We start from the raw sequence: 17,558 nt of genomic DNA on the forward strand, positions 1-17,558 counted from the left end.
GGTTCGCCTGTTACGACGAGAAAGCGCGTGTCGTTGGGAGCATGGCGGGCGTGCCCCATATGACCGATCGCACCCCATCGTCATCGCCGTCATCGCCGTCACCGTCACCGTCGCCGCCGACACTGTCGGCGTCGTCGCCTCCGCCCCTGTTCGCCCGGGCGCCCGGACTGGCCGCCGGGCTGGTGGGTGGCGCCCTCGCGGCGGGGCTCGGGCTGGGTACGTTCGCCGTGCTCGTGACGGTCCTGTGGATCAGTTCGCCCTATCCGGACAGCGGTCCCGGCGGGGCGTTGCACGTCGCCGCCGCGCTGTGGCTGCTCGCGCACGGCGCCGAACTCGTCCGCACGGACACACTCTCCGGCGTACCCGCGCCCGTCGGGGTCACCCCGCTCCTCCTGGTCGCCCTGCCGGTGTGGCTGCTGCACCGCGCGGCGCGCGACGCGACGGGCGGGGACGAGGCGGGCGTGCCGTCCGCCGCCCGGACCGCCTGGAGCGGTGTCGTGGTGGGATACCTGACGGTCGGTGCGGCGGCCGCGGCCTACGCGTCCGGCGGTGAACTGCGGCCCTCGTGGGTGTCGGTCGCGGTGTGGCCGCCGCTGCTCGTGGTGGCCGCGGCGGGGGCGGGCGTGTGGACGGCGTACGGCCGCCCGCGTGGACCTCTGCCGCCGACCGTGCGCCGCGCCCTCGACACGCTCCCCCTCGGCTCCCTCGCGCCTCTCGCCGCCGGCAACCGGCTCACGGCCGCCGTGAGCGCCGCGGGTGCGGGGGCGGTGGTCCTCGTCGGGGGCGGGCTTGTGCTCATGGGTACCTCGCTGGTGTGGCACGGCGGGCCGGCCCGGGAGTCGGTCCTGCACCTCACGGAGAGCTGGTCGGGGCGGTTCGCGGTACTCCTGCTGGCGCTGGCCCTCGTGCCGAACGCGGCGGTGTGGGGGGCGGCGTACGCCCTCGGCCCGGGGTTCGCGCTCGGGGCCGGGCATGCGGCGGGTCCCCTGATGTCGTCCCCCGGGCAGTTGCTTCCGCCCTTCCCGCTGCTGGCGGCCGTGCCGGGGGCGGGTCCCGGGACGCCGGTGAACTGGGCGGCCGGGGCGGTGCCGTTGGTGGCCGGGACGGCGGTGGCGTGGTTCGTGGTGGTGGCGGGGGTGCCGGGGCGGAAGGACCGCGAGGAGGGCGCGGGCGCCGATCCGGCTCCGGCGGGCACCGGGTGCGGCGGGGCCTGGTCGCGCGGGCGCACCGCCGGGACCGTGGCGCTCGCGGCGGTCCTGTGCGGGCTCGCCCTCGCGATCCTCGCCGCCCTCGCGGGCGGGCCCCTCGGCGTCGCCGCACTCGCCGAATTCGGACCCGTCTGGTGGCAGACGGGGCCCGCGGCGGCGGGGTGGACAGCGGTGGTGGGCGTGCCGGTGGCGCTGGGACTGCGGGCCTGGCGCCTGCGGGAGCCGCGCGTACGGGAACCTCGGGTGCGTGAGCCTCGGGCGGCGCGTGGGGGCTGGGCGCGGGTGCCTCGGGTGCGGATGCCCTGGCGCCGGGGACTTGGAGCATACGAGCCTGGAGCTGGAGCTGGAGCTGGAGCTGGAGCTGGAGCCGGGGCCGGGGCCGGGGCCGGGGCCGGGGCTGGAGTTGGAGTTGGAGTTGAGACGATGATTGGGCCGGGGCCGGGGCCGGGGACTCCGCGAGTTCAGGAGCCGTCGCTGGTTCCGGAACCGCAGGCTCGTCCCCCGTGGGGCGCGGCGGAGGGGTTCGAGCCCCGGTCCGCCGAGCCGCAGCCGCCACACCCCCAGGACCTCGCCCGCCAGCCCGAGCCCATGGTTGCCACCCGCCAGCCGCCCGGTCCCGGTCCTGAGCCCGATCTCGATCCTGATCCCGTTTCCGGGGCACCTCCACCCGTCCCGCAGCTCTTTGTCCCCCCGCGCAAAACCTGGTTCTCGCGGGTACGGCTCGGGCGGCGAACGGCCCCACCGTCCGCCATCCGAGCCGACACCGGCGCCCCCGCCGACGCGGAGACCTACATCGACCCCGACTTCGAGCCGTACGACTTCCTGCCGTCCAGCGACCCCTTCGGCTCCCTCTGGCACGACGACGCCGCCAGGGAGACCCGCTGGGCCGCGCTCAAGCGGGCGTCCGCGCCGACGGACCCGCCGGACTGACGGAGAGCGAAGAGCGAGCGAACGGAGGCACGTAGGCGCGGAGGCTCAGCGGGCCGCGTCCAGCCGGGCCCGCTGGTTCGCCGTCAGTTCCAGATCCAGCGCGGCCAGGTTCTCGTTCAACTGGGCCACCGAGGAGCAGCCGACGAGCGGGATCACCGGGATCTCGCCGTCGATCAGCCAGGACAGGACCACCTGGTTGACGGTCGCGCCGGTCTCCTCGGCGACCGAGCGGAGTGCGGCCAGGCGGGTCGGTGTGCCCGCGTGGTCGAACTCGGGGCCGAGCGGCTTGTCCTCGTTGACGTAACTCCCCTTCAGCAGCGGGGAGTAGGCCACGAGCGTCAGCGAGGGCTCGGTGCGCAGATAGCTGAGCAGATCGCCGCCGACCGCGCCCTGGTCGCCGTCCGGCGAGAGCTGGCCCGGCAGGTCCGCACGCTTGCGCAGATAGCTGTGCTGGTACTGCAGGACCTCGTACCCCGGAAGGCCCGCCGCCGCGGCGAGGCTCCGGGCCCGTTCCAGCCGCCACGTCCAGTGGTTGCTCGCGCCGAGGAGGCCGACGGTGCCCTCGGCGACGAGTTCGGCGAAGCCCTCGACCGTCTCCTTCAGCGGGACGGCCGGGTCCTCGATGTGGGCGTACAGCAGGTCGAGTTTCGCGACACCGAGCCGCTCTCGGCTGCCTTCCGCCGCCTCGCGGACGGCCTTGGCGGACAGGCCTTCGGGGTTGTCGGTGTAGCTGGTGCCGGGGGCGAGCGGCCGTGCGCCCAGCTTCGTCGCGATGACGATCTCGTCGCCGATGCCACGGCTGCGGCGCCAGCGGCCGAGCAGCGCCTCGCTCTCGCCGCCCTGGGTGCCGTTGACCCAGAACGCGTAGTTGTCGGAGGTGTCGATGAAGGTGCCGCCGGCCTCGACGAAACGGTCGAGCACGGCGAACGAGGTCGCCTCGTCGGTGACCGTGCCGAACAGCATCGCGCCGAGACTGAGGACGCTCACCTCACGGCGGGTCCCCGGGGCCGTGCCGATCGTGCGGTAACGCATGCGGGTGTCCTCCCCTTGCGGCCCGCCGGGCGGCGGGCGTTGAAGCGGAGTATGGATTTTGAAGCGCACTCGAAGTCAACGGGCCGAAACCCGGAAGAACGCCCCCGCCGACCTCAGTCCCGCGTGCCCAGCAGATCCCGTAGTTCCTCCGGGAGCAACGTGTCGCAGGACTGCTTCGCCGTGTTGGTGAGTGAGTCGTTCACGCAGGTGTAGTAGTCGCGGTAGACGAGCTGGGCGGTGAACGTGGCCGCGACCACGGCGAGTGCCAGGGATGCCGTGACCAGGCCGCTGATCGCCGCCGTGGTCTGCGGTTTGCTGCCCGAGGTCGGTGCCGGGGTGTCCGGATCCTGCGTACGGGGCTTGGCGCGCAGGGAGCTGATCGCCCAGTACAGCGCCAGCGCGCCGAGCAGCAGTGCGATGTACGGCCAGCTGAAGAGGGCGAAGAAGAACGCCCACATACCGGAGAGCAGCGCGAACCGGGCGCGGCGCTGGGCCGGGTCCGCCGGGTCCCAGCGCATGCCGGTGCCGGGGCCACTGGGTCCTTCAGGACCGCCCTGCCCACCGGGGCCTCCGGTCCCGCCGGGTCCGCCCGAGGAACCGGGCCGGTCACCGAAACCGCCGCCCTGCGCGGGCCCGGGCTGCCGGTCGCTCCACTGGCTGCCCCACGGGGTGTAACCACCCTCGCCCTGGCCGTCCTGTTCTTGCCCCTGCCCCTGGCCCTGTCCGCCGGTCTCCTGCCCCTGTCCGCCCGCGGGCCGCCGAGGCTGCCACGGCCGGTCGGGTGTGCCCTCCGCGGGCGGGGCGAAGGGGTTGTCGTCGCTGGGAGCCGCGGGAGTCCCGGGAGCCGCGGGTGTCCGGGGCGGCTCGGGACGCTGTCCGGAGCCCTTGGCGGCCGCGGAGTCCTGCCCGCCCTCGGGCACGTCGTCGCTCTCCCGCGGCGGCGTGGGAGAAGGGCGCCGCTCGCGCAGCAGGAGCGGAGGGAGTCGGAGACTGCGGTCCGGCATCAGGTGTGCGTCTTCCCCTTGGTGGTCTCTGGCAGGCAACGTGTCCACAGAGCTGGTTACGTGCCCGAGGCTGGCGCCCCGGGTGTTCGCACCCGTCCTGGTCAACGTCCCGTACGCACAGGGCGTTCCCCGGTGCGGACCGTGTGCCCAGGGCGGATCCTCCCCAGACGCTACCTTCCGGCCACGCCCCCGTCCCGTGGGGGCCGCCCGGTGTGCCGGTATCGTTGCTGACGGTCGGCCGCTTCGTAGACTTCCCCGTATCCGAGGGCGCGAAGCATTCGTACGACCGTACAAACGCAGAACCGCACAAGCTCTCCCCCAGAACCCGAGAAAGGGCCCCGCTGTGGCCAAGGCCAAGCGCCTCGTCGTGCTGGTCTCCGGATCAGGTACGAATCTGCAGGCTCTCCTCGACGCGATCGCGATGCAGGGGACGGCCGTCTACGGAGCCGAGATCGTCGCGGTCGGCGCGGACCGCGACAACATCGCCGGCCTGGAGCGGGCCGAGCGCGCCGGCCTTCCCACCTTCGTGTGCCGGGTGAAGGACCACGCCACGAGGGACGCGTGGGACAGGGCGCTAGCCGAGGCCACGGCCGCCTACGAGCCGGATCTCGTCGTCTCGGCCGGGTTCATGAAGATCGTGGGCAAGGAGTTCCTGGCCCGCTTCGGCGGCCGGTTCGTGAACACCCACCCGGCACTGCTGCCCAGTTTCCCGGGGGCGCACGGCGTCCGCGACACCCTCGCCTACGGCGCGAAGGTCTCCGGGTGCACCGTCCACTTCGTCGACGACGGCGTCGACACCGGGCCGATCATCGCTCAGGGCGTGGTCGAGGTCCGGAACGAGGACGACGAAGCCGCTCTGCACGAGCGCATCAAGGATGTCGAGCGAAGGCTGCTCGTCGATGTCGTGGGCCGGCTCGCCCGCCACGGCTATCGCATCGAGGGACGAAAGGTAGTTATCCAGTGACCGCCGAGAGCAACAAGCGGCCCCTTCGCCGGGCGCTCGTCAGCGTCTACGACAAGACCGGCCTCGAAGAGCTGGCGCGCGGGCTGCACGAGGCCGGTGTCGAGCTCGTCTCCACCGGCTCGACCGCGTCGAAGATCGCCGCCGCCGGTGTGCCCGTCACCAAGGTCGAGGAGCTCACCGGCTTCCCCGAGTGCCTGGACGGCCGGGTCAAGACCCTGCACCCCAAGGTCCACGCGGGCATCCTCGCCGACCTGCGCCTGGAGAGCCACCGGGAGCAGCTCGCCGACCTCGGGGTCGAGCCGTTCGACCTGGTCGTCGTGAACCTCTACCCGTTCCGCGAGACCGTCGCCTCGGGCGCCACCCCCGACGAGTGCGTCGAGCAGATCGACATCGGCGGCCCCTCGATGGTCCGCGCCGCCGCCAAGAACCACCCGTCCGTCGCCGTGGTCACCAGCCCCGAGCGGTACGCCGACGTGCTGGGCGCCGCTCGCGACGGCGGCTTCGACCTCACCGCCCGCAAGCGGCTCGCCGCCGAGGCCTTCCAGCACACGGCCGCGTACGACGTCGCCGTCGCCTCCTGGTTCGCGAGCGAGTACGCCCCCGCCGACGACTCCGCCTTCCCGGACTTCATCGGCGCGACCTTCGAGAAGCGCAACACCCTGCGCTACGGCGAGAACCCACACCAGGGCGCGGCCCTGTACGTGGACGGCACGGGCGGCCTGGCGGACGCAGAGCAGCTGCACGGCAAGGAGATGTCGTACAACAACTACACGGACACGGATGCCGCCCGCCGTGCCGCGTACGACCACGACGAGCCCTGTGTCGCGATCATCAAGCACGCCAACCCCTGCGGTATCGCGGTCGGCGCGGACGTCGCCGAGGCGCACCGCAAGGCGCACGCCTGCGACCCGCTGTCGGCGTTCGGCGGCGTGATCGCGGTCAACCGCCCGGTGTCCAAGGAGCTGGCCGAGCAGGTCGCGGAGATCTTCACCGAGGTCATCGTGGCGCCCGGTTACGAGGACGGCGCGCTGGAGGCCCTCACCAAGAAGAAGAACATCCGCGTGCTGCGCGCCCAGCAGGGCCCGACCGCGTCCGTCGAGATCAAGCAGATCGACGGCGGCCGCCTCCTCCAGGCCGCCGACCGCCTCCAGGCCGACGGCGACGACCCGGCGAACTGGACCCTCGCGACCGGTGACGCGCTGTCCTCCGCCGAGCTGGCCGACCTCGCCTTCGCCTGGCGGGCCTGCCGCGCGGTGAAGTCCAACGCGATCCTGCTCGCCAAGGACGGCGCCTCCGTCGGCGTCGGCATGGGCCAGGTCAACCGCGTCGACTCCTGCAAGCTGGCCGTCGAGCGAGCGGGCGAGGAGCGGGCACGGGGCTCGTTCGTCGCCTCGGACGCGTTCTTCCCCTTCCCGGACAACATCGACGTCCTCGGCGCCGCCGGCGTCAAGGCCATCGTCCAGCCCGGCGGTTCGGTCCGCGACGAGCTGGTCGTCGAGGCCGCGGCGAAGGCGGGCATCACGATGTACTTCACGGGGACGCGGCACTTCTTCCACTGAGGTCCTCCTGGGGCCCCGCTGAGTTGACGTGAGCGAGGGGCGAGCCGTGGTCCACGGCTCGCCCCTCGTCGGCATGTGGCGGAGTAGCCGCACCTCTTCCGCGTACGTCTGCTTCCTCGGCTCTTCCTGCCGGCCGGTGCCGGTGCCGGTGCCGGTGCCGGTGCCGGCGTCGGCCGCGGCCCTGTCGGTGCGCTGTGTCGTGCAGCCGGTCACGGTGACCGGCACCATGACCGAGACGGCGACCGCGGGTCAGCAGCTCTCCGCCCACGTGTGGGACAGGGGGCGGACGGGCGCGGACAGGGTGGCTTTCGTGCCGACCTCCACACAGCTCTGCCGGTCACGCAGGGCAGGCTTCGCGTAGTGGACGACATCCACGAAGGTCTCGCCCGCCTCGGTGTCATGGCCGTTGTTGAACACCGACCGCGCGTCCATGCGGCCCGCCCAGCCGCAACTGTGCTCCCCCTTCGTCCAGTCGACGTCGTCGCCCTCCCAGGCGCACATGTCGCCCCGGCCGGCGGGCTCGGTGAAGAAGCAGACGAAGCCCCGGGAACAGCGGTCGTACCCGGCGGGGGACGAGGCGCCGGCGGCGATGTCCGCCCGTACCCCCGGACCGCGCTCCGGTGATTCGCCGCCGCTCGCCAGGGCGCTGACGCCGAGGCCGAGGGCCGCGAGCAGTGCCGTCACCGTGGCGGAGGCCAGCAGGACGTGTGCCCGTGAGCGGGGGCGGAGCCTCGGCAGGCGGGATGGGCGGGGGGTGCCCGCGGCTTGTGTCACGCGGCGCAGGAGGGTGGCCGTACCGGCTGCGCGGGCGGTCCGCTCCTCGTGCGTGGGGGCGAGGCAGTCGGTGATGATCTGCCGCCAGACGGACGGGAGTTCCGGGCTCAGACGCAGTTCCTCGGTGCCGCGGGCGTAGCGCACCGCCGCGTCCGTGCGGGCGGCCGTGGTGGCGCCGGGCAGCGGGTGCCGGCCGGTGAGGGCGAGGTGGGCGAGGACGCCGAAGGCCCAGACGTCCGCGCTGGGGCGGATCCGCATGCCGCGTACGCCGATGTCGGACCAGAGAAGGTCGGGCGGGGTGTAGTCGGGCGTGGTGAAGGCGGGGGAGTAGGCGTGGGTGCCCTCCAGTTCGGCGGCGCTGTTGAAGTCGGCGAGGCGGACCGTGCCGTCGTCCATGAGCAGGATGTTGGCCGGTTTGAGGTCGCCGTGCACCCAGCCGGCCCGGTGCAGCTGGGCCAGCCCCTCGCAGACCTGGACGAGCAGCGGCGACACGGAATCGGGCGCCGGACGCCGGGACAGCAGCGCGTCCAGTGAGCCGTGCGCCCGTTCCAGTACGAGGACGGTGGCGCCGTCGAGTTCGGGGTGGCCGGGATCGTCGACGACGAGAGCCTCGTACATGTGGATGAGGCGCGGCGAGCGCAGCCGCTTGAGCAGGTTCACTTCACGTTCGGCCAGGTCGCGCAGGTGGGCGAGCTGCCGTGGGGTGTGGGTGCCGGTGGGCAGGAACTTCAGGGCCGCCCGCTGCGGCGGTTCGCCGTCCTCGGAGGTGTTGCGGGCCGCGTAGACGGTGCCGAAGGCACCCGAGCCGATCGGCTCGCCGATCTCCCAGCGGCCGACGCGGTAGCCGGCGGGCACCTCGACGGCGTACGGCCGGCCGGTCACGCCGCCGCCTCGCAGGGGACGGGGGTGAGCAGGTCCAGGTCGTCCTCCCCTACGAGGTCGAAGCGGAGCGCGAGCGAGATCAGGAACTCCTTCTTGCCGTCCGGTGGCACCACGATGACGCTGTACATGGAGTTCCCCCTTCTCCGTGACTCCGTGACGCGCTGTGTCGAACTGAGTGAAGCACTCCAGGCGTTGGGGCGGCAGGCCGGGGTGAACGGGGCATCCGACCCTGTGGCGACACCTGGGGATGGTGGCGTGGATCCGGGGCGAGCGGTACCTGGAACTTTGCAGGGTCGAGGAGCAGGGCGTTGTTCCCGGTCGCCCGGTGGGTGGCGGACGGACCGTTCAGAGCATGGCCGGAAACGCCGGTGGAGACCCACAGCGTTCCGTCCGCGCCGAACCAGAGCCCCTTGGGCGCGGCGAACGCGCCGTCGTCGGACAGAGCGGGGGCGTCCGTCCTACGGCCACGACCCGGACCTCCCGCTGACCTCACGTGCGTACCCGCGAGTTCGCCCCGAACCCGGGCGCGGCGGAATGGCGCATACCCGGGTACAGAGTCCCTCCCTCCGCTGGAAGGGTGTGCCGCCTGTCGGCTCTCTCAACCGGCCCTTGGAGGTTCAGTCATGCGGAGCAGATCACGTCGATTCGCCGCCGTCGTCGCGGTGTTGGCCGTCGCACTCGGTACGGGTGCTGTCGGGAGTGCCGCCGCGGCCGAGGCGGGCGCGGAAGCCGTCGCCTGCCCCAAGGGGTACGTGTGTCTCCTGCCCCAGTTCGGTAGCGGCCAGCCGGTGCTGGTGAAGGAGGGGGACACGGCCAAGTTCTCTCCCGCGCTGACGGTCACGGAAGTCACCAACGCCACGAGCGTGGCGTACTGCGTGGGCGGCAACCTGAACTACCCGCTCGGACCCGGCCGGACACAGACCGGGGTCAGCCAGGTGAACACCGTGGAGCCGTCGAAGAGCGGCTTCTGCCTGCTGTGAACCGGTGAGCTCGGACGGCGGGCCGCTGTCATTGTGCCGCGAGGCGAGTTCAGGCCGAACTGCGCAGCGCTCCCCAGGTGTTGGGGCCCACCTGCCCGTCGACTTCCAGCCCCTTGTCGCTCTGGAAGAGCCTGACCGCCGACACGGTGTCCGCGCCGAACTGGCCGTCCACGCCCGCGCCGCCGACGCTGTACCCGCGCTTGGACAGCATGCACTGCACCTGTACGACGCGCTGGCCCTTGTCGCCGGCCTGCGTGAGCTGGGTGCCGGAGTAGTACGTGCACTGGGAGATCCACGGGGGAGCGGCCGGCTTGGTGGCGGTCCTGGTCGGGGCCGGGGTGCTGCCGCCGTTGCCACCGCCCCCGCCGTTGCCGCCGGCCGCGGTGGTCTCCGCCTGGGTGGGCGAGGCCTGCCCACCGCCCTGGCCGCCGGCGGCTCCGGCTCCGGAGGCATCGTCATCGCTTCCCCCGTCCTTGTCCTCCTTCTCCTTCTGCTTCCCCTTCTCGGGGGAAGTGGAGGGAGAGGCCGAGCGGGAGGAGCTGGGTGACGGCGAGGTCTCCGTCCCTTCCTTCTCCTGCTGGGAGGCGGTGGCTTCGGTGGTCGGTGCGGGGGACGCGGTGCCGGCCGAGTCCGGTCGGGTGAGCAGAAAGGCGCTCACGGCGACGGCGCACACGGCGAGCACCGCGGCGACGACCAGGTACGGCTTCCGCCTGCCGCGCCTGGCGGGCGGATTGTACTGGCCGCCCTGGCCGCCCTGACCGCCCGGCGGTGTCGGCGGGCCGTACGAGTTCGGTGGCGTCGGGGGACCGTACGAGTTCGGTGGCGTCGGGGGTCCGAAGCCGGGGCCCGGGACGGGGGACGCCACGCGCTGGGTGGGCGTGCGGAAGTGGCCCGTCTGCTCGGTGGAGGCGTGCCCCAGCACTTCGTGGGCCTGACTCCGGGTGACCAGACGGGAGTTGAGGGGTTCCTGCCACGACGGCACACGCGACGCACGGGTACGGGCGTGTGCCTCGGCCGCGTCGATCAGCTGGCGTGGCGTGGGCCGCCCGGCCGGGTCCTTGGACAGGCAGGCGAGGAGCAGCGCGGCCAGCGGGGGATCCGCCTCCGCGAGCTCGTCCATGATCTCGGGTTTCGGCTCCTCGAAGGCGACCCGGTGCATGACGTCGACACCGGTGCCGTCGCCGAACGGGGCGCGCGCCGTGGCCGCGTAGACGAGTGTGCTCGCGAGCGAGAACACGTCGGAGGCGGTGTCGCACTCGCCCTCCCGGAGGTATTCGGGGGACATGAAGGCGGGGGTGCCGACCCGGTTGCCGGTGGTGGTGATCGCGCTGCTGTCGGCGGCCTGCGAGATGCCGAAGTCGATCACGTGCGCGCCCTGCAGGGACAGGATCACGTTGGACGGCTTGAGGTCGCGGTGCACGATTCCGGCGGCGGCCAGTGCCGACAGGGCCTGCCCGAGTTCGCCCACCAGCCGCCACACGCCCGCCGGTTCGAGCCCGCCGCACTCACGGGTGGCCTCCGCGAGGTTGAGGCCGGGCACGTACTGCGTGGCCATCCACAGCAAATCGTCCTGGAACCCGGTGCCCAGCAGTCGAGGCGCGTGCGGCGTACGCACCTGGGCGTGCACGGACGCCTCGCGCTCGAACCGCCGCCGGAACTCGGCGTCCTCGGCGTACTCGGGCCGGATCACCTTCACCGCGGCGAGCCCCGGGGCGTCGTCGGCGGGCCGAGCCAGATAGACCCGGCCCATCCCGCCGCTGCCGAGCAGCCCGAGCGGTGCGTACGGTCCGATGTGCGCCGGATCCGTGGACTTCAGCCGGGTCGCCCCGGCCTGCTCCAGCGCGGCGTCGCCGGACGCCGGAGAGTACGGCGACGGCGTGGGCCGCTGGTCTGACATGGATCCCCCGATGGGCTGCTCTGCCGCAGCCGTTCTTTCACAAGTCGCTGTTCCGCCACCCCAGTCGGCACGAGGCTATCGCGGGTCCCGTGTGTCCCGCCGCCGTCTCGGGCCAACGGCGGCTCTGCGTCGAGTTGTTGCCTCGCGACCGGGCAAGCGGAGGCGAGTACTCGCCTCCGCTCGGTGCCGCGTACCCCTACAGCGGTGCCATGCTGATTCAGTGGGCGAGGTCGGCCTTGAACGTGTTGGTGGCGTAGTCCATGGAGACGCTGTACCTGGTGCCGTCCCTGACGTCACTGGCGATCACACGCCACTCGTCCAGGTCCGACTTGTAGAACTCCTTCCAGCTGTTGCAGGTCGTGCCGCCGGAGGACGGGTGGAAGCACACCCGCACCGCCAGCATGCCGGCGTTGCCCCAGGTGGTGAACCTCAGGTTGATGTCGTTGCACCGTGAGGTGGTGGTGTAGGGGCCGAAGCGGTGCTCGGACTGGTCCGATCCCATGTTGAAGGTCTTGCTGACCGCGCCCCCCTTGCAGGTCGCGGCCGCCGCGGTCGACGCGGTGCCGACCGTGAGCGCGCCGGCTGCCAGGACCAGTCCACCCGCGACCGCCGTAAGTCGCTTCGCCGTCGTCCTCATATGCCGTTCTCCTACGGGTCGATGTGGGGAGTTTCAGCACGAAGGCCGCAGCTGTGGCGTCAAGGCATGCGGAATGACGTGCTGCGGTTGTGGTGTCTCGTTCCCCGTGGGTCGTTCGTGTCAGGTCTCACTGTGCGGAGGCCGTGCGGCGAGCGGTACCTGAAATGTTTCAGGTATGCGGTGCGGAACCGCAGGTGCCGTTCCCCGTCCGCGACTCATTCCGTGGCGCGCAGCGCCCGCCATGTCTTCGGCCCGACCGTTCCGTCCGTGTCCAGTCCGGCCCGTTTCTGGAAGGTCAGGACGGCCGCGTGGGTCAGGGGCCCGAAGTCGCCGTCCGTCTCTCCGACTGCGGTGATGCCGTGGCGGTATTTGAGCAGGCACTGCAGCTCTTCGACCTGGCTGCCCCCGTCGCCCTGTTTGACGGTGAAGTCCCACGTGCCGCTCTTGCCCGCGTGGTACCACGTGCCGTGGGTGCTGTCCTTGTGCAGGACGGGCTTCTCGCAGGTCGGCGGCGCCGCGGTCGCCGGGTCCGAGTCCCGCAGGGCGTACGTCGTCGCCGTCGCCGCGCCCAGGACCAACGCCGTGAACACGGCCGCCAGGACCGCGGGGTGCGGTCGGCGGCGGGGCCGCAGCCGGGGCAGGCGGGGTGAGCGGTCGGCCCCGGCGGTCTGTTCCACCCGGCGCAGGAGCGCGGTCATGTCGGCGGCGAGGGCGGCGCGTTCCTCGTGGGTGCGGGCGAGGCAGTCGGTGATGATCTCCCGCCAGGGATCGGGGAGTTCGGGGGACAGGCGCAGTTCCTCGGCGCCGCGCGCGTACCGGACCGCGGCGTCGCGACGGGCCTCGGCCGTGCCGCCGGGCAGGGGCAGGGAGCCGGTCAGGACGAGGTGGGCGAGGACGCCGAAGGCCCAGAGGTCGGCGGTGGGGCGGATCCGCTGGCCGCGTTCGTCGATCTCGGCCCAGAGGAGTTCGGGCGGGGTGTAGTCGGGGGTGGAGAAGGCCGGGGAGTAGGCATGGGTGCCTTCGAGTTCCGCGGCCAGGTTGAAGTCGGCGAGGCGGACCGAACCGTCCTTGAGCAGGAGGACGTTGGCCGGTTTGAGGTCGGCGTGTACCCAGCCCGCGTGGTGCAGCTGGGCAAGCCCCTCGCAGACCTGGGCGAGCAGCGCGGGGCCGGACTCCGGTTTCGGTGAGCGGGCCAGCAGGGTGTCCAGGGAGCCTTCGGCCCGTTCCAGTACGAGGACGGTGGCGCCGTCGAGTTCGGGGTGGTCCGGGTCGTCGACCGTCAGGGCCTCGTACATCCGGATCAGCCGTGGCGATTGCAGCCGGCGCAGCAGGTCGACTTCGCGCTCGGCGAGTTCGCGCAGGTGGTGCAGTTGGCGCGGGGTGCGGGTGCCGGTCGGCAGGAACTTCAGCGCGGCTGTCTGCGGCAGTTCACCGTGGTCCGCGTAGCCCGTGTGGCCTGCGTGGTCCGGCTGGGCCGTGCCGTGCCCGGTGTTCCTGGCCGCGTAGACGCTGCCGAACGCGCCGGACGCGAGGGGTTCCCGTACCTCCCAGGAGCCGACGCGGTAGCCCTTCGGCACGCGGACGGCGAAATCGCGCCCGTTCACCGGGGGAACCCGCTCGGGGCGGGGGTGAGCGCGACGAGATCGGCCTCGCGTACGAGGTCGAAGCGGAGGGCGAGGGAGACCAGGGTCTCCTTCTTGCCGTTGAGGCGCTGACCGGATTCGGCGGTGTCCGGGTCGGGGCGCAGCCGCAGCTTCACCGTCAGGTAGTCGATGTTCCAGTACACGGAGGAGCGGTTCGCGGCGGGCCAGGTGGGCCGCAGGCGTTCCACGAGCTGGTCGACGGTGGGGAGCGGCGCGTGCGGTTCGCCGCGCAGCCGGGGCTCGCACAGGGCGGTCAGGACGGCGAAGTAGCGCTTGGCACGGTCGAGAGCGAATGCCTGGGCCGTGGTGGCGCCGGAGAGGCCGGGACCGTCGGCGCTGCGGTAGGTGTGGCGGGGTGCCCACACGTCGAAGCTGAGCAGTTCACCCGCGGCGGGCAGCACCACGCGGGAGAACTCGAAGGACACGGGTGCGTCCAGGCGGCCCGGCGCGACCTTGATGTGTTCGCCCGCGCCCTCCGGATTCTCCACCACATAGGTCTGGTCCTGGCTGAGGTTGCTCAGGATCCAGAAGGCGCGGTGGGCGGTGATCTCACCGGCGACCCGGGACACCCCGTCGTGGGCGATCGTCAGACCGCCCTCCGGCGCGGTTCTGCCGAAGACGAGCTTCTCGCCCGCCGAGAGTCTGATCTGGTCGCTTGATTCGACGGCACGGCTGCGGCTCCGCGGGTGCGGTGGCACGACGATGACGCTGTACATGGAGTCGTCCCCCTCCTCCTGACCTGATGAGAGTCAGGGTAAGAGGAGTTACCGGGGGCTTGTCCCGTCGGCGCGACGGGGCGCGGCCCGGTGGCTGAGACCACCATGAAGTCCGTCTAGTTGCTTCACCATATGTTCGCCGGAAAATCACCGAAGATCCGGGGCGGCCCCGACCCCTCCCCCGTGGAGGTCAGGGCCGTCCCGGCATCGCCCCTCGACTCAGGGGCGTGCTCGGCGAGGCCTGCTCAGCAAGGCCGCAGCGAGTAGATCGGGTCCCAGGTGGCGCGCCCCGCCTGGTAGGCCGTCGAGTTCCACCGCTCGCTGCCGTCCTTGTTGTAGAAGCGGGCGACCGTGCCGGGTGTCTGGTTGTTGACGAAGTCGCCGTCGCCCCACCAGTTGGAGACGGTCCACGTCTGGCACTTGTAGTAGTTGAAGATGGTGCCGCGGACGTTCATGCACAGGTAGCCGTAGGAACAGTTGAGGGCGGCGGCCCTGGTGCTGTTCTTCGCGCCGTCGGGGAGCACGGTGACGTCGAGGCCGTCGTACTTGACCTCGGTGGCGGAGACCTGCCGGCCCCCGGGCTGCCCGGCGAGGACCTTGTCGACGCGCTGCTGGAGCTCGGTCGCCTGGGACGCGGAGAGTCCGGAGGCCAGCGCCTGGGCCCGGAAGTCGGGCTGGGCGGGTGCGGCGGAGGCCGCGACCGTCGACCCGGCCAGGACGGCGGTCGCCGCGAAGAGCAGTGCGACGGGCTTCTTGATGTTCACTGTCGTTCCCCCATGAACACTCGGTGGTCACCCCGCTACGGCGGAGTGGTCTCACCGTCCCAGGGGCCCGGGACCGCCGGTACCTGTGAACTCACAGGGTCACTTCCTCCCCGGTGGCGTGTACTCCTTGAGGTAGTGGGCGACGCGGTCGGCGTAGTCGCGGTACTGCGGGGGAACGCCGCCCGCGTCGTTCACTTTCTCGTACGACGTCCGGTACGCGGCCGCGATCAGCACCCGGCGGTCGCCGCCCAGTCCGGAGTCCAGGCGGGGTGCGACCCAGCACAGGTACCGGCTCATGGCCGGGATCGACTCGGCGGGCGTGAAGGGGGGCTTGGGGATCGCCTCGGGGGTGGTGCCGTCGGAACGGATCCAGAAACGCAGCACGCGCGGGGTCCAGCGGGCGATGCCGTACTCGTCCAGGGCGGGGTCGGACAGGGCCGGGTCGAAGTCGCTCTCCACCTTCAGCATGGCGGCGAGGAGAGCCGGCGTGACGTCCTCCTGTACGCAGTCGTGCGCGGAGTCGACGATCAGCGGCCGGTAGGCGGCCGGGACGCCCTTGCCGGTACGGAGTTCGCCGGCGCCGTACGTGGCCTGGACGACCTTCCCGGTCCCGGCGGTGCTCCCGCCGTCCTTGCCGTCCTTGCCGTCGTCCGGAGCGCCGCCCGCCCAGCCGCTGATGCCGTAGCCGAGGGCCGTGACGGCGACGGTGGCGGCCGCGGCGCCCAGGATCACCGCCGAGCGGCGTCTGCGCCGGGGGAACAGGCGGAGCACGCGGGGGGACCGGCCGGTGTCGGCCGCCGCCTCCACCTGCCGCAGCAGGGCCTCACCGGAGATCCGTTCCGTGTGGGTACGGGCCAGACACCCCCGCACGATCTCCCGCCAGCCGTCCGGGAGTTCGGGGGACAGCCGCAGCTCGTCGGTGCCGCGCGCGTAACGCACCGCCGCGTCCCGGCGGGCCGAGGGCGTGCCGCCTGGCAGCGGGAACGTGTCCGTGAGGACGAGGTGGGCGAGGACGCCGAAGGCCCAGATGTCGGCGGAGGGCCTGATCTGCCGGCCGCGCTCGCCGATGTCGGACCAGAGGAGTTCGGGTGGCGTGTAGTCGGGGGTGGAGAAGGCGGGCGTGTAGGCGTGGGTGCCCTCCAGTTCGGCGGCCATGTTGAAGTCGGCGAGGCGGGCGGAGCCGTCCTCCATCAGCAGGACGTTGGCGGGTTTGAGGTCGCCGTGCACCCAGCCCGCCCGGTGCAGCTGGGCCAGTCCCTCGCAGATCTGCGCCAGCAGGGCGGGCCCGTGCGGCGGGCGCGGAGTCCGGCTCAGGAGTGCGGCCAGCGAGCCTGCCGCCTTCTCCAGTACGAGGACGGTGGCGCCGTCGAGGCCGGGTTGGTCCGGGTCGTCCACCGTGAGGGTCTCGTACATGCGGATGAGCCGCGGGCGCCTGAGCCGGCGGTGCAACCGGACCTCGCGCTCGGCGAGTTCGCGCAGATGGGCCAGCTGGCGGGGGGTGCCCGTGCCGGTGGGCAGGAACTTCAGCGCGGCGTGCTTCGGGAACTCCGCCGCGCCCTCCCGCGGTTGCGTGCGACGGGCTTCGTACACGCTCCCGAACGCGCCCGTGGCGATCGGGTCCCGCACCTCCCAGGACCCCACCCGGTACCCCTTGGGCACCGAGACCGCGTACCCCTCCGTCACCGCGCCGCCCGGCTCGCCGGCGCCGTCAGGACGACCAGGTCGTCCTCCCGTACGAGATCGAAGCGGAGCGCCAGGGACACCAGCGACTCCTTCTTGCCGTTGAGCCGCGGGCCGGTGTCCGCCAGCTCGGGGCTCGGCTTGAGGCGCAGCTTCACGGCGAGGTAGTCGATGTTCCACTGGACCGAGGTCCGGGACGCGGCAGGCCAGTTGGGGCGCAGCCGCTCCACCACCTGGTCGACGGTGGGCAGCGCGGCGTGCGGTTCGCCGCGCAGGCGGGACTCGCACAGGGCGGCCAGGACCGCGAAGTACCGCTTCGTGCGGTCGACGGAGAACGCGGGCGTGGTGGTGGCGCCGTCGAGTCCGCCGGGGGAGCGCAGGTAGTCGTGGCGGGGCGCCCACACCTCGATGGGCAGCAGGTCGCCCGCCGCCGGGAGGACGATCCGGGAGAACTCGAAGGGCACCGGCGCGTCCAGGCGGCCCGGTCCGACCTTGATGTGCTCGCCCGCGCCCTCCGGGTTCTCCACGACGTACGTCTGACGTGCCGAGAGGTTGCTCAGTATCCAGAAGGCGCCGTGCGCGGTGATCTCCCCGGCCTTCCGGGAGACGCCCTCGTGTGCGATCGCAAGCCCGTTGTCCGCCTCGGAGCGGCCGAAGGCGAGACGCTCGCCGGGCGCGAGCCGGATCTGGGGGTCGGTGTGCCGGTCGTTGTGCTCGTCCTCCGTGGTCGGCGGAGGTACCACGATGATGCTGTACAAGGCCGTTCTCCCCGTCCCGCTCCCCGTCCTGTGCCCAGCTACGGGATCAGGGTAGGGCGATGCGGCAGGGCCGTGTTCCCCTGGACGAGGGGAAACACGGCCCCAGGCGGGAATGGCGTGAACTTGCCGT

At 72.3% G+C, this 17,558-nt stretch carries 14 protein-coding genes and 1 pseudogene; 4 read left to right on the plus strand and 11 right to left on the minus strand.

Going from position 1 to position 17,558, the window contains the following annotated elements; genetic code table 11:
* The first annotated feature begins 122 nt into the window (after window positions 1–122).
* A complete protein-coding gene (locus AB0I18_RS00090) occupies window positions 123–2,138 on the plus strand; it encodes a DUF6350 family protein (protein ID WP_363103189.1) in 2,016 nt (671 codons plus the stop codon).
* 45 nt (window positions 2,139–2,183) lie between these two features.
* On the opposite strand, the gene AB0I18_RS00095 is transcribed toward AB0I18_RS00090, so the two are convergent.
* Together AB0I18_RS00095 and AB0I18_RS00100 are read right to left on the minus strand one after the other, a co-directional pair.
* The gene (locus AB0I18_RS00095) at window positions 2,184–3,170 is read right to left on the minus strand and encodes an aldo/keto reductase (protein ID WP_363103034.1); all 987 of its coding nucleotides are present in this window, start codon (window positions 3,168–3,170) and stop codon (window positions 2,184–2,186) included.
* A 113-nt stretch (window positions 3,171–3,283) separates the two neighbouring features.
* On the minus strand, window positions 3,284–4,174 hold the full coding sequence (locus AB0I18_RS00100) for a hypothetical protein (RefSeq protein ID WP_363103035.1): 891 nt from the start codon (window positions 4,172–4,174) through the stop codon (window positions 3,284–3,286).
* A gap of 343 nt (window positions 4,175–4,517) precedes the next feature.
* On the opposite strand from AB0I18_RS00100, the gene purN reads away from it, so the two are divergent.
* Together purN and purH are read left to right on the plus strand one after the other, a co-directional pair.
* Window positions 4,518–5,138 carry a phosphoribosylglycinamide formyltransferase gene (purN, locus tag AB0I18_RS00105; RefSeq protein ID WP_363103036.1) on the plus strand — a complete coding sequence of 207 codons (621 nt, stop codon included), beginning with the start codon at window positions 4,518–4,520 and terminating at the stop codon, window positions 5,136–5,138.
* Complete coding sequence (gene purH, locus AB0I18_RS00110) at window positions 5,135–6,697, plus strand: bifunctional phosphoribosylaminoimidazolecarboxamide formyltransferase/IMP cyclohydrolase (protein ID WP_363103037.1); 1,563 nt, start codon at window positions 5,135–5,137, stop codon at window positions 6,695–6,697. The genes purN and purH overlap by 4 nt, the downstream gene beginning before the upstream one ends.
* Window positions 6,698–6,946: 249 nt before the next feature.
* Here the strand turns inward: purH and AB0I18_RS00115 are convergent, their stop codons facing one another.
* Both AB0I18_RS00115 and AB0I18_RS00120 read right to left on the minus strand, forming a co-directional pair.
* Window positions 6,947–8,353, minus strand: coding sequence for a protein kinase (locus AB0I18_RS00115; protein WP_363103038.1), 1,407 nt, complete (start codon window positions 8,351–8,353; stop codon window positions 6,947–6,949).
* Window positions 8,350–8,451 (minus strand): annotated as a pseudogene (locus tag AB0I18_RS00120) (FHA domain-containing protein); the annotation flags it as partial. The gene AB0I18_RS00115 and the pseudogene AB0I18_RS00120, both read right to left, overlap by 4 nt.
* A 525-nt stretch (window positions 8,452–8,976) precedes the next feature.
* Here AB0I18_RS00120 and AB0I18_RS00125 point away from each other — a divergent pair.
* Window positions 8,977–9,333 carry a hypothetical protein gene (locus AB0I18_RS00125; protein WP_363103039.1) on the plus strand — a complete coding sequence of 119 codons (357 nt, stop codon included), beginning with the start codon at window positions 8,977–8,979 and terminating at the stop codon, window positions 9,331–9,333.
* A gap of 49 nt (window positions 9,334–9,382) precedes the next feature.
* On the opposite strand, the gene AB0I18_RS00130 is transcribed toward AB0I18_RS00125, so the two are convergent.
* The 7 genes from AB0I18_RS00130 to AB0I18_RS00160 all read right to left on the minus strand — a co-directional run bounded on the left by AB0I18_RS00130 (window position 9,383) and on the right by AB0I18_RS00160 (window position 17,428).
* Window positions 9,383–11,230 (minus strand): serine/threonine-protein kinase, encoded by a 1,848-nt coding sequence (locus AB0I18_RS00130; protein ID WP_363103040.1) that lies wholly within the window; start codon window positions 11,228–11,230, stop codon window positions 9,383–9,385.
* Between the two features lie 217 nt (window positions 11,231–11,447).
* Window positions 11,448–11,867, minus strand: coding sequence for a hypothetical protein (locus AB0I18_RS00135; RefSeq protein ID WP_363103041.1), 420 nt, complete (start codon window positions 11,865–11,867; stop codon window positions 11,448–11,450).
* 215 nt (window positions 11,868–12,082) lie between these two features.
* On the minus strand, window positions 12,083–13,471 hold the full coding sequence (locus AB0I18_RS00140; RefSeq protein ID WP_363103042.1) for a serine/threonine-protein kinase: 1,389 nt from the start codon (window positions 13,469–13,471) through the stop codon (window positions 12,083–12,085).
* The gene (locus tag AB0I18_RS00145) at window positions 13,468–14,226 is read right to left on the minus strand and encodes an FHA domain-containing protein (RefSeq protein ID WP_363103043.1); all 759 of its coding nucleotides are present in this window, start codon (window positions 14,224–14,226) and stop codon (window positions 13,468–13,470) included. The genes AB0I18_RS00140 and AB0I18_RS00145 overlap by 4 nt, the downstream gene beginning before the upstream one ends.
* A gap of 245 nt (window positions 14,227–14,471) precedes the next feature.
* On the minus strand, window positions 14,472–14,990 hold the full coding sequence (locus AB0I18_RS00150; RefSeq protein WP_363103044.1) for a hypothetical protein: 519 nt from the start codon (window positions 14,988–14,990) through the stop codon (window positions 14,472–14,474).
* A 99-nt stretch (window positions 14,991–15,089) separates the two neighbouring features.
* Complete coding sequence (locus AB0I18_RS00155) at window positions 15,090–16,673, minus strand: protein kinase (RefSeq protein ID WP_363103045.1); 1,584 nt, start codon at window positions 16,671–16,673, stop codon at window positions 15,090–15,092.
* Entirely contained in the window at window positions 16,670–17,428 is a 759-nt protein-coding gene (locus AB0I18_RS00160; RefSeq protein ID WP_363103046.1) for an FHA domain-containing protein, read from the minus strand. Before AB0I18_RS00160 ends, AB0I18_RS00155 begins: the two co-directional genes overlap by 4 nt.
* Window positions 17,429–17,558: the final 130 nt, after the last annotated feature.

Origin of the sequence: Streptomyces sp. NPDC050704 (assembly GCF_040654355.1) — a bacterium.
In the GTDB taxonomy this organism is placed as follows: domain Bacteria; phylum Actinomycetota; class Actinomycetes; order Streptomycetales; family Streptomycetaceae; genus Streptomyces.